The organism is Rhodothermus profundi, assembly GCF_900142415.1.
Lineage (GTDB): Bacteria > Bacteroidota > Rhodothermia > Rhodothermales > Rhodothermaceae > Rhodothermus > Rhodothermus profundi.
Window position 1 is genome coordinate 172,411 of the sequence record NZ_FRAU01000004.1, and the last position, 11,525, is coordinate 183,935.

9 protein-coding genes are annotated in these 11,525 nt (G+C 60.9%); all 9 read left to right on the forward strand.

Features of this window, described 5'->3' with window-relative positions:
- Nucleotides 1-179 precede the first annotated feature (179 nt).
- The 9 genes from recJ to BUA15_RS07310 all read left to right on the forward strand — a co-directional run bounded on the left by recJ (nt 180) and on the right by BUA15_RS07310 (nt 11,475).
- Nucleotides 180-1,949 (forward strand): single-stranded-DNA-specific exonuclease RecJ, encoded by a 1,770-nt coding sequence (gene recJ / locus BUA15_RS07270; protein WP_072715326.1) that lies wholly within the window; start codon nt 180-182, stop codon nt 1,947-1,949.
- Between the two features lie 92 nt (nt 1,950-2,041).
- Nucleotides 2,042-2,272 carry a FeoA family protein gene (locus tag BUA15_RS07275; protein WP_072715327.1) on the forward strand — a complete coding sequence of 77 codons (231 nt, stop codon included), beginning with the start codon at nt 2,042-2,044 and terminating at the stop codon, nt 2,270-2,272.
- A 3-nt stretch (nt 2,273-2,275) separates the two neighbouring features.
- Nucleotides 2,276-2,500, forward strand: a complete 225-nt coding sequence (locus BUA15_RS07280) for a FeoA family protein (protein WP_072715328.1) — start codon at nt 2,276-2,278, stop codon at nt 2,498-2,500.
- On the forward strand, nt 2,497-4,758 hold the full coding sequence (feoB, locus tag BUA15_RS07285; protein WP_072715329.1) for a ferrous iron transport protein B: 2,262 nt from the start codon (nt 2,497-2,499) through the stop codon (nt 4,756-4,758). Before BUA15_RS07280 ends, feoB begins: the two co-directional genes overlap by 4 nt.
- A 94-nt stretch (nt 4,759-4,852) precedes the next feature.
- Nucleotides 4,853-5,323, forward strand: a complete 471-nt coding sequence (locus tag BUA15_RS07290) for a hypothetical protein (RefSeq protein WP_072715330.1) — start codon at nt 4,853-4,855, stop codon at nt 5,321-5,323.
- Nucleotides 5,324-5,434: 111 nt separating this feature from the next.
- Nucleotides 5,435-6,796 carry a TolC family protein gene (locus BUA15_RS07295; RefSeq protein ID WP_072715331.1) on the forward strand — a complete coding sequence of 454 codons (1,362 nt, stop codon included), beginning with the start codon at nt 5,435-5,437 and terminating at the stop codon, nt 6,794-6,796.
- A gap of 21 nt (nt 6,797-6,817) precedes the next feature.
- Nucleotides 6,818-7,996, forward strand: a complete 1,179-nt coding sequence (locus tag BUA15_RS07300; RefSeq protein ID WP_084660542.1) for an efflux RND transporter periplasmic adaptor subunit — start codon at nt 6,818-6,820, stop codon at nt 7,994-7,996.
- A gap of 36 nt (nt 7,997-8,032) precedes the next feature.
- On the forward strand, nt 8,033-11,134 hold the full coding sequence (locus BUA15_RS07305) for an efflux RND transporter permease subunit (RefSeq protein WP_072715332.1): 3,102 nt from the start codon (nt 8,033-8,035) through the stop codon (nt 11,132-11,134).
- Nucleotides 11,131-11,475 (forward strand): P-II family nitrogen regulator, encoded by a 345-nt coding sequence (locus tag BUA15_RS07310; protein ID WP_072715333.1) that lies wholly within the window; start codon nt 11,131-11,133, stop codon nt 11,473-11,475. Before BUA15_RS07305 ends, BUA15_RS07310 begins: the two co-directional genes overlap by 4 nt.
- Nucleotides 11,476-11,525: the final 50 nt, after the last annotated feature.

The following is an 11,525-nucleotide window of genomic DNA, read 5'->3' on the forward strand; positions in this document are numbered from 1 at the left end:
TTCCGCTTCTACTGACAGCTTAAGCGGCCAGACTACCGCCAAAAGCAGTCTGTGCGCAGCAAATGCCTCCTTCAGGCCTGATGACTCCGGGCCAGCGTAGCCAGTTGCACAAGCTGGAGCTTCCCGGTATTTTTGGGCGTTGCGTAACGGTATCCTCCTGTTTGAGTATACTGCCTGCCATGCGCAAATACCGGTGGGTCCGCCGTCCCCTTGCCGATCCAGATGCGGTGGCCACGCTGATGGCAGCCGCCCGTTATCTACCGGAGCCCCTGGCACGCGTGCTGGTAGCCCGAGGCATTACAACGGTGGAAGCTGCTCGCGCTTTTTTTCGGCCAACCCTTGCTCAATTACACGACCCTTTCCTGATGGCTGACATGGAAGCGGCGGCCCGCCGCCTGGCCCGGGCGATTGAACAGCAAGAGCACGTGCTGGTCTATGGCGACTACGACGTAGACGGCACAACGGCCACCGCGCTCATGACTTCCTTCCTGCAAACGCATGGCGTGCCTGTTCGATACTTCGTGCCGAACCGTTTTCGGCATGGCTATGGCTTAACGCAAAAAGCCCTTGAAGAAGCGCTGGAGGCCGGCACCCGGCTGCTCATCGCTCTGGACTGTGGCATCACGGCGGCCGAAGAGGCGGCCTATGCCCGCGCCCGGGGCGTTGATCTGATCATCTGCGATCACCACACCGCTGGCGCCACGCTCCCGGAGGCCGTGGCCGTGCTCGATCCGAAACGTCCCGACTGTCCCTATCCGTTTCCCGAACTCTCAGGCTGCGCCGTCGCCTTCAAGCTGGTGCAGGCAACGCTGCAGGTGCTGGGCGAGCCCCTCGAGACTTCCTACGCCTACCTTGACCTGGTTGCGCTCTCAACCGCAGCCGATATCGTACCATTGACCGGCGAAAACCGCATCCTTATGGCCGAAGGCCTGCGTTACCTGCGCCGCACGCCGCGTCCAGGCCTGCAGCAACTGGCCGCTAAAGCCCGCTGGCCGCTGGAGACACTGACGATGCACGGCATTGTGTTCGGGCTTGCTCCTCGCATTAATGCGGCTGGCCGGCTGGGCGATGCCAACCGCGCCGTCCGGCTGCTATTAGCCGACGATATGGCCAGCGCTGAAGCACTGGCCGCCGAGCTGGATGCGGCCAATCGCGAACGCCAACAGCTCGACCGCCAGACGCTTGAAGAAGCTATGGCGCAGGCCGAACGCCAGATCACTGCCCGGGACGATCATTATGCCCTGGTGCTGTATCACCCTGACTGGCACCTCGGGGTCATCGGAATCGTGGCCAGCCGCATTGTCGAACGCTTCTACCGTCCCACTATTTTGCTCTGTGCTGTTGATTCCATTCTCAAAGGATCCGCTCGCTCCATTGCAGGTCTCAACATCTATGAAGCGCTGCACGATTGCGAAGATCTGCTGCTGCAATTTGGAGGGCATACGTATGCAGCCGGCCTTGCTCTGGAAGAAACCCACCTCGAAGCCTTCCGCGAGCGCTTCAACGAAGCCGTAGGTGCCCGCCTGACACCTGAACTGCTCATCCCCCGCCTCGAAATTGACGCGTTACTCGATCTGCACACGCTGGACGAACGCTTCTGGCGACTTCTTCAGCGCTTTGGCCCCTACGGGCCCGAAAACGAAGAGCCCCTGTTTATGGCCCGCGATCTGGAAGTCGTAGGCGACCCTCACCTGGTGGGCGGCGAAGGCAAGCACCTGAAGTTCTATGTGCGCCAGCGCGCCTACCCCGAAGATCCACCCTGCGAAGTTATCGGCTTCGGCATGGGACGCCTGCTTCCCCTGGTGCAGCACAGCCGTCGGACAGGACAGCCGCTGGCACTGGCCTTTACCCTCCAGGAAAACTCCTGGCAGGGCCAGACCCGCCTGCAACTTCGACTCCGCGACCTGAAACTGCAACGCGTAGAAGCATCCGTCAATAAAATTTCTTGAAAAGGAAACCCTCTCCCCCCCAGGCGTTGCATTTCTGCGTTCAGACATTTAGACTATGTCTAAGCAAGAATCTCGGCCGGAGGTAGGAAGCCATGCGGAGTGATGCGGCCCCGCTGACCTGTTTCCAGAAAGGACAATACGTACAGATCGAGTGGCTGGCTCTCGACGAGGCGGAGGCGCAGCGGCTGCGTGAGCTGGGCGTGCGCGAAGGCTGCCGGGCGTGCGTGATGCTCAACGCAGACAAGTGCATCCTCGGGCTGGGTGCCTGCCGATTAGCCCTGCAACGCGAAGTGGCCATGCGGCTGTTCGCCGTACCTGCCTGAGCAATGACGACGCTACGTGATCTCCGGCCGGGAGAACGGGGCCGCGTGACCGGCTATGCCAGCGACCGGCTTCCTCCTCGCATCTTCGAGATGGGTCTGTTGCCCGGCACCGAAGTGGAACTGATCCGCATCGCTCCTCTGGGCGATCCACTAGATTTGAAGGTCCGCGGGTTTCATCTCTCCATTCGCAAACACGAGGCGGAGTTGATCCTCATTGAGCGGCTATGAGCGGAAGCTGCCACGAACCGGCGGTTGCGGTTAAGACGCCTCAAACGACGGTCATTGCGCACCGCGTCGCGCTGGCCGGCAACCCGAACGTAGGCAAAACCACGCTCTTCAATCTGCTGACGGGCCTGCGCCAGAAAGTAGCCAACTATCCGGGCGTGACGGTTGAGCGCAAAAGCGGCCGGCTGGTAGGGCATGAAAGCATTGAGGTCGTTGACCTGCCCGGCACCTACAGCCTCAACCCGCGCTCCATCGATGAACGGGTAGCGTACGATGTACTTGTCGGGCGCATGCCCGGAGAGCCGGCCCCCGACGTCGTGGTGTGCGTGGTCGATGCGACGAACCTAGAGCGCAACCTCTATCTGGTCTCCCAGATCATGGATCTGGGACTACCGGTCGTGGTAGCGCTCAACATGATGGATGCGCTGGCCGAGAACGGACTGGAACTGGACGTAGATGGGCTGGCGCGCCGGCTGGGCATTCCGGTCGTACCTATTGTCGCTCGCAAAGGAGAGGGTATCGACCGCCTGAAAGAAATTCTCTTGCGTGGCGTTCCGCCTCCTCCAACCGAACGGCGCTGGACGCTTATGCCCGCCGTGGCCACGGTTGTTGAGGAGCTGGCCCGGCAATTAGGCGAAGAAGTCCCTGCCTTACCTGCCCGTCAGCGCTTCTTTGAAGCCCTCAACGCTTTGACCAGCGATACGCTGCTGGAAGCCTGGAAGCATCGCGCTCCGCGCTTCTACGAAGCGGTGCGAGCGGCTCGCCAGGAATTAGAAGCCCGCAACGTACCCTATCGCCAGGCCGAAATGATCGGTCGCTATGGCTGGCTGAGCCCGCTTGTCGCCTCGGTGCTGCATCGTCATCCTGAAGCGCAGGAACGTACGCTTTCGGACCGGATCGATGCCGTTCTCACCCATCGCGTGGCCGGTCCCCTGATCTTTCTGGGCATTTTGCTGCTTATCTTTCAGGCCATTTTTTCCTGGGCTGTGCCGTTCATGGATGCCATCGAAACGGCCGTTGCCTGGACCGGCGAGCAGGTGCGCACCGTTCTGCCCGATGGCTTTCTGGAAGACCTGATCGTAGATGGCGCCATTACGGGCGTAGGCAATGTGCTGGTCTTCCTACCCCAGATTCTGCTTCTGTTTTTCTTTCTGGGGCTGATGGAAGACACAGGATACATGGCGCGCACGGCCTTTATCATGGATCGCTTGATGCGCAGATTAGGCCTGAGTGGCGCCTCGGTCGTCCCTTTGCTCAGCGGATACGCCTGTGCCGTACCGGCAATCATGGCCGCCCGCACGCTCGACAATGAGCGCGATCGGATCATTACCATTATGGTCACGCCACTCATGAGCTGTTCAGCTCGCCTGCCCGTCTACACGCTTTTTATCGCGGCCTTTATTCCCAACCTCCCCGTACTTGGCCCGCTCAATGCGCAGGGGCTGGCGATGTTCAGCCTGTACCTGCTGGGCACTACCATGGCCTTCGCAGCCGCCTGGGTGCTGAAGACTTTCGTCTTTAAGGGCGAAAGTGCATACTTCGTCATGGAACTTCCCCCTTACCGGGCGCCCCAGTTCAAGCAGATCCTCTATCGCATGATCGACCGTGCCAAGGCGTTTGTTACGCGGGCCGGCAAGATCATTTTTGGGCTGAGCATTGTCATCTGGTTTCTGGCCAGCTTTCCACGGGCCGAACAGGATCCGGAGCTGGCTGCGCAACGGGCCGCCCTGGAAGTCTGGTATAGTCAGGCCCGAGATAGTCTGGAAGCCCTGGGCGCATCGGACGCAGCTTTCGCCGAGCTGGAAGCGACCTACAACGCCCGCCTGGCTCCCCTCATGGATGCCGAGGCAGCCCGCCAGATCAGCCAGAGCTTCATCGGCCGCCTGGGCCATGCACTGGAACCGCTCATGCGTCCGCTGGGCTTCGACTGGAAAATCACGGCCGGCATTATCTCTTCCTTTCCTGCCCGTGAGGTGATCGTAGGGACCATGGCTACGATTTACGGCGTGGCGCACGCGGGCGAAGATGAAGTGATCCTGCGCCAGGCGCTCCAGGCAGACCCCGCTTTCTCGCCTCTGGTGGCCGTCAGCCTGATGGTCTTTTACGTGTTCGCCTTGCAATGCATGAGCACGCTGGCCATCGCGCGCCGCGAGCTGGGGAGCTGGAAATGGCCAGCCGTCATGTGGACCTACATGTTTGCGCTGGCCTACCTGTTTTCGCTGGTGGTCTACCAGGGCGGTCGCTGGCTGGGACTGGATTGAATCCGAACTACTATCTTAATCAAGGCAACCCTTAGCCGATTTTTTGCAAAACTTCGCTTCTTCCTCCCGGTAAAGAGGAGAAGCTCAGGCGACAATGGCACGTGTTCGTGCACATATCGTCCCGGCAATTGGCCGGATTATGATGGGGCTACTGGCCCTGTTTCCCCTGGGGCCGCACACGCTGACCGGCCTGCTGCTGTGCATTGAAGCTGGAGGCCGCGTTCATGTCGAAGGAGTTGCCGATAGCGACTGCGCGGCAACAGACCTGCTGGCCCAGTGGGAAGCGCATCCGGTTCATCCACTTGCAGCAGCCACCTCGGCCACGCAATGGCAGCGGGTAGATGAGACGGCGCCCTGCATCGACGTGCCGCTCCTGCTCAGCCCCACAGACGGCTATGGCCAACTGGCACGTGGGCAGGCCGTCGTACTGGCCGTAGCGGCAGGAATGCTGTGGATTCCATGGCATCTGGCGTCCAACCAGACGCCTCTATTCCATCTGTCGGATCTATCCTCCCGCTTTCCTCGCTTTACTGCACCTCTGCGCACGGTCATCCTGCGCCTCTGATACGCTCCAGGACCAGGCGCACCTGACCTTCTCGCTGTGCGCTCTGCTTAACCGGTCCGCTACCTGAGAATCGGTTCGGGCTTTTTCCACCAAGGTTCCTGGAGTATACCCATGGCTTTTTCGATTCGTCTGTATCTGTGGAGTAGCGCCCTGTTGCTGCTCGGACTGGGCTGTTCGGCGCCGCGTGATCTGGCCTGGCAGCCGCCGCGCCCTCTGGCCGCCGATCGGCCAGCCTATCGTCCTCCGAAGCGCCCGGTGCTGCACGCAGTAGCCGACACCGGCCGCACCGCAGAACCGCTCACGCTCGAAGCGGCGCTTCGCTATACCCTCCAGCTCAATCCTGAACTGCAGGCAGCCGCCTGGGAAGTGCGGGCCCGAGAAGCCCGCACCCTGCAAGCCGGCCTCTGGCCCAACCCGGAACTCGAATCAGAAATCGACGGCGCGGGCGCCACGGCACCAGGCCTTGATCCCCAGGACCGAGAAATGAGCCTGATCCTGAGCCAGGAGCTACCGTTGGGCGGCGACCCCGGAGCTGCACGTCGCCTGGCGCTACAGGAAGCTCTGCTGGCGGGCTGGAATTACGAGGCCATGCGGCTGGAGCTGGTTGCCCGCACCCGGCAAGCTTTTGTTGAGGTACTGACGGCCCAGGAGCGGCTGCGCCTGGCCGATAGCCTCCTGCAGCTGGCGCGTCGCTTTGAGCAGGCCGTGCAGGCACGCGTGTCGGCCGGCAAAGCCCCTCCGTTTGAAGCCCAGCGAGCAATGGTGGTCCGGGCCAACGCCGAACTGGCAGCGCGCGAAGCAGCTCAACTGCTGGAGGCCGCCCGGCGCCAACTGCGGAGTCTCTGGGGACCCACCGGCCCTCGCTTTAAGCGGGTTGTCGGTACGCTGCAGGAGGTGGAGCCGGTGCCTCCGTTCGCCTCCCTGACGCCTCTGCTAGCTCAGCATCCAGCCCTGGCCCAGTTTGCAGCCCGACGTGCCCTGCGGCAGTCCGAACTGCAACTGGCCCGGGCTCGCCGGATTCCTAACCTCAACCTGGTAGCCGGCCTGGTGCGCTATGGCAACACAGGCACCCAGGCTTTTCGCCTGGGGTTGCGGCTTCCGCTGCCGCTGTTCGACCGGCAGCAGGGGAGCATCCAGGAAGCACAGTACCGCTTGCTGCAAACCGAAACCGAAGCAGAAGCAGTTCGCCAGGCCTTGATTCGACGCCTGGCTGCTGCCCATGCACGCCTGCTCACTTCTTACCAGGCAGTCCAGCAGCTACAACAAGAAGTCCTGCCCGCCGCCCGAGAAATCTTTTCCGTCATCGAACAAGGGTATCGCGAAGGCAAATTCGACCTGCTAACAGTGCTGGACGCACAGCGCACCCTGCTGGAAACGACCAACCAGTACCTCGACGCGCTGCAGAATTATCACCAGGCGCGCGCCGAAGTCGAAGCATTGATCGCGCAACCCCTGAATGCACAGTCCCCCTGAACCGAGCCGAAGAGAAACGCCATGTGGATGTCCTATAGAACCCATGCACTTTCGCTCCTGAGCGTTGGTCTGCTGCTGACCGCTATTGGCTGTCAGTCGGGCGACGCAGACCCTCCACCAGCGACTGAAGTTGAAGCCGACCATGTAGAAGTCGTTCGCCTGGAGCAAGTCGATCTTGAAGATTTTGCCATTGTCATCGACACGGCAGGTCCGGGCACGCTGACCTTTACCAAAACCTTTCCAGGTGAGGTGCGGGTCAACGAGGATCGATTTGCCCACGTCGTGCCTCGCCTGCCGGGCATTGTGCGCACGGTCTATGTGACGCTGGGCGACCATGTGGAGGCTGGCCAGCTCATGGCTGTCCTCGAAAGTCGCGAGCTGGCGGAATTAAAAGCCAACTACCTGGATGCCCTGGCCCGGCTGGAGCTGGCCCGGGCCACGTATGAACGCGAAGCCCGCCTCTACCGGGAAAAGGTGTCCTCCGAGCAGGAGTACCTAGAAGCCCGTCAGGCCCTGGCCGAAGCTGAGATTGCGTTGCGCTCTGCCATGCAGAAACTAATGGCGCTGGGCTTCTCACAACGCTACATCGAATCCCTGCCCGACCAGCCCGACAGTCTGCTTCGCGTCTATCAGTTGCGCGCTCCGATTCGGGGCACCGTCGTGGCCAAACACATTGTCCAGGGAGAAGCGGTCGAAGCCTTTACCACCGTCTTTACGGTAGCGGACCTGTCTACGGTCTGGGTGGATCTGTCGATCTATCAGCAGGATCTCGCCCGCATCCATGAGGGCCAGCGGGTGACCATTGTCGGGCTGGATCATCAGGAAGAAGGGATTATCTCCTATGTCCAGCCGCTGGTTGAAGAAGACCGACGCACTGGACTGGCTCGGGTAGTGCTTCCCAACCCCCACGGCCGCTGGAAACCTGGCCTGTTCGTGACCGGCCAGATCATGATCGGACAGCAGACCTATGCGGTCGTTGTGCCACGCGCCGCCATCCAGACGATGGACGATCATCCTGTTGTCTTTGTCCCCACTCCAGAAGGTTTTATGCCGCGGCGCGTCCAGCTTGCGGCGGAAACCGACAGTCTGGTTGCGTTGGCCGACGGCCTGGCTCCTGGCGAGCCCTTTGTAGTGCAGGGGGCCTTTACGCTGAAAGCCGAACTGGAAAAAGAAGAAATCGGCGAAGGCCACGCACACTGATCGTTGTTCTTCTCCAAGCTTTGATCCCGACAAGCCATGCGTAAGCTGATAGATTTTGCACTGCGAAATCGCCTGCTGGTGCTTTCGCTGGGCCTGCTGGTTATGGGCGCAGGCTGGTACGCTTACACGCGCCTGCCCGTTGATGCTTTTCCGGACGTTTCGCCCTCGCTGGTGCAGGTATTCACCGTAACCCGAGGACTGGCTCCGCAGGAGGTCGAGCAGTACGTAACCTATCCAATTGAACGGGCCATGAGCGGACTGCCAAACCTGAAGCAGATCCGCTCGGTCTCCAACTTCGGGCTGTCGGTTGTCAACATTTACTTTGAAGACGGCACCGACATCTATTTCGCCCGACAGGTAGTCGGAGAGCGCCTCCAGGAAGTCCGGGAACAGATCCCTCCCGGTTTTGGCGAACCCCAGATGGGTCCTATTTCCACCGGCATGGGCCTGGTCCTGTTTTACTACCTGGAGGACACCACGGGCCGCTACTCTCTGGAAGAGCTACGAACCATTCAGGACTGGGTTGTCAAACCCATGCTCGAATCGGTGCCGGGCGTCACTGAAGTGCTCGGCATTGGCGGTTTTGAACGCCAGTTCCAGGTCAACGTCGATCCCAATGCGCTGCTGCGCTACGGGGTGACGATGACGGAGCTGGTCGAAGCGATTGAAGCCAACAACCTGAACGTAGGCGCCCAGTTCATTGAGCAGCACGGCGAGCAGTTTGTCATTCGTTCCGAAGGACTGGCCACCGGCATCTCGGACATTGAAAACATTGTGGTGAAAACCGTTGATGGCACGCCCATTTACGTGCGCGACCTGGCGCGCGTCGAAATCGGGGGGGCCATCCGCCGGGGCCTGCAGACGCGCAACGGCGAAGAAGAAGTCGTGGCGGGCATGGTCATCAAGCTTTACGGAACCAATGCATCGACGGTGATCGCCCGCGTCGAAGAAAAACTGGCCCAGATTGAGGACGTCCTACCCCCGGGCATTCGGATCGTCCCGTATTACGAACAGAAAACGCTCGTTGAGGCGGCTGTTTCGACGGTAACCAATGCGCTCTGGCAGGGCATTCTGCTGGTCATTCTGGTACTGGTAGCGTTTCTGGGCTCCTGGCGTCCTAGCGTGGTCGTGGCCCTCTCCATTCCGTTTTCGGTACTCCTGGCCACGTTGTTCATGGGCCAACTGGACATCTCCGCCAACCTGATGTCACTGGGGGGACTGGCCATCGCAATCGGTATGATGGTCGATGGCGCCATCGTGATGGTAGAAAATGTGGACCGTCATCTCCGCCAGGCCGCCCCCGACGAACCCCGCCTTCATGTCGTCGCCCGTGCCTGCCTGGAGGTGGCACGTCCGGTCGCGTTTGCGATCGCTATCATTGTGATCGTCTTTCTGCCACTGTTCACGCTGCAGGGCGTCGAAGGCAAAACGTTCCGGCCGCTGGCCTACACCACAGCACTGGCTATGTTTGGCTCGCTGGTCTTTGCACTGGTGGTAGCTCCCGTCCTTTCCAGCCTGTTTATGCGCCGGAGCACGACCAACCGGACGCCCATTGGCGAGCGCATTATCCAGCGCCTGCTGCAGTATTACCGCCCTCTGGTCACCTTCTTTGTGCAGCATCGCCGCTGGGCGCTGGGGCTGGCTGGCGGTCTGCTGCTGCTGGGCGCCACCGCTTTCCCCTTCCTGGGAAGTGAGTTTACCCCCACGCTGCAGGAAGGCACCATCGTACTTCGGCTGACCATGGCCCCATCCATTTCCCTTACCGAGGCCAAAGCAACCACGCAACGCGTCGAGCGTCGCCTGATGCAAATTCCTGAGGTCATCGGCGTCGTTACCCGAATCGGACGCGGCGAGGTGGGCGCCCACAGCGACCCGATCAACTCGGCAGAGATGTATATCCTGCTGAAGGACCGGGACGAATGGCGCGTAGATAATCAGGAAGAGCTCCTGAGGCTTATCCGCGAGGAGCTGGGCACGCTGCCTGGCGTGCTGACCAATTTTACGCAGCCCATCCAGATGACCGTCGATGAACTGCTCGAGGGCGTGCGGGCCGAACTGGCGGTCAAGCTCTTCGGAGATGATCTGGAAACGCTCAAACGTAAGGCCGATGAGATCGTGGCCGTGCTGCAGACCATCGAGGGCGCGCGCGACGTGCAGGCTGATCAGATCACAGGTACCCCGCAGATCCGAATTGTTGTGGACCGCGCAGCCATTGCGCGCTACGGCATTAATGTAGCCGACGTGCAGCGCACTATCGAGGCAGCTATTGGAGGCGTAGAGGCCGGGCTGGTTTTCGAGGGGGTGCGTCGCTTTCCTATCTACGTGCGCTACCAGGAACCCTACCGCGCCACCCCCGAGCAGATTCGGCAGTTACTGATCCCGGCCCCCGGCGGCATTCACGTGCCGCTGGCTGAACTGGCCCAGGTTGAGGAAGTCGTTGGTCCACGTCAGATCACGCGCGAGGACCTGCAACGCTTCATTACGATCCAGCTGAACGTAGAAGGACGCGACATTGGCTCCTTTGTGGCCGAAGCCCAGCGGGCCATTCGGGAGCGCATTGAACTCCCGCCGGGCTACTTTATTACCTGGGGAGGCCAGTTCGAGCTGCAGCAGCAGGCCAATCGACGCCTGATGCTCGTGATCCCCATCACGCTGCTGATTGTACTGGTACTGCTTTACAGCACGTTTAACTCGGTGCGCAATGCAGCGCTGATCATCCTCAACATTCCGCTGGCCCTGGTCGGGGGCATCCTGGCGCTGTGGCTGACCGGCCAGCACCTCTCGGTGCCTGCTTCGGTAGGCTTTATTGCGCTGTTCGGAATTGCCCTGGAAAATGGCCTGGTCCTGGTGTCTTACATCAACCAGCTCATCCGGGATGGCCTTCCAATCGACCGAGCCGCCATTCAGGGTGCGCTCCTGCGACTCCGACCGGTACTCATGACAGCCCTGACCACGTCGCTGGGGCTGTTTCCCCTGCTATTCTCGCAGGGAACCGGCGCTGAGGTCCAGCGGCCTCTGGCTACCGTCGTGGTCGGCGGTCTGTTTACCTCTACGGTGCTTACGCTGCTGGTTCTGCCGGCGCTGTATAAATGGTTTGCCATTCGTCTGCCCTACGACCAACCGCCCACGGGATCATGAAGCTGGTTTACGCCTACATCAAACCCCATAAGTTGCAATCCGTTGTGCTGGCCCTGCACCGCGTACGGGGCCTTACCGGCCTGAGCATTAGCAACGTGGAAGGATTTGGCCGGGGATGGTTTCGGCAGGACACGCCGCCCGCCTCTCCGGCCGAAGTGGTTGACTTTATCCGACATGTGCGGCTGGAGGTCTTTTGCCGAGACGATCTGGCCGAACAGGTGGTGCAGACCATCCAGCAGGCCGCTCACACCGGCCTCCGTGGAGATGGTAAAATTTTCGTGCTGCCGGTAGAAGACGCAGTGCGCATCTCCACCGGAGAGCGGGGCCAGGCTGCCCTGTAAGGGCTTCCCAGCCTTATAGCCGCTTCGTATCTTTGGGGCACCGTACGTCT

Coding starts and splice junctions, on each gene's coding strand:
- BUA15_RS07275 (WP_072715327.1), top strand. CDS start 2,042: ATGCGGAGTGATGCGGCCCCGCTGACCTGTTTCCAGAAAGGACAATAC.
- recJ (WP_072715326.1), top strand. CDS start 180: ATGCGCAAATACCGGTGGGTCCGCCGTCCCCTTGCCGATCCAGATGCG.
- BUA15_RS07280 (WP_072715328.1), top strand. CDS start 2,276: ATGACGACGCTACGTGATCTCCGGCCGGGAGAACGGGGCCGCGTGACC.
- BUA15_RS07305 (WP_072715332.1), top strand. CDS start 8,033: ATGCGTAAGCTGATAGATTTTGCACTGCGAAATCGCCTGCTGGTGCTT.
- feoB (WP_072715329.1), top strand. CDS start 2,497: ATGAGCGGAAGCTGCCACGAACCGGCGGTTGCGGTTAAGACGCCTCAA.
- BUA15_RS07295 (WP_072715331.1), top strand. CDS start 5,435: ATGGCTTTTTCGATTCGTCTGTATCTGTGGAGTAGCGCCCTGTTGCTG.
- BUA15_RS07300 (WP_084660542.1), top strand. CDS start 6,818: ATGTGGATGTCCTATAGAACCCATGCACTTTCGCTCCTGAGCGTTGGT.
- BUA15_RS07310 (WP_072715333.1), top strand. CDS start 11,131: ATGAAGCTGGTTTACGCCTACATCAAACCCCATAAGTTGCAATCCGTT.
- BUA15_RS07290 (WP_072715330.1), top strand. CDS start 4,853: ATGGCACGTGTTCGTGCACATATCGTCCCGGCAATTGGCCGGATTATG.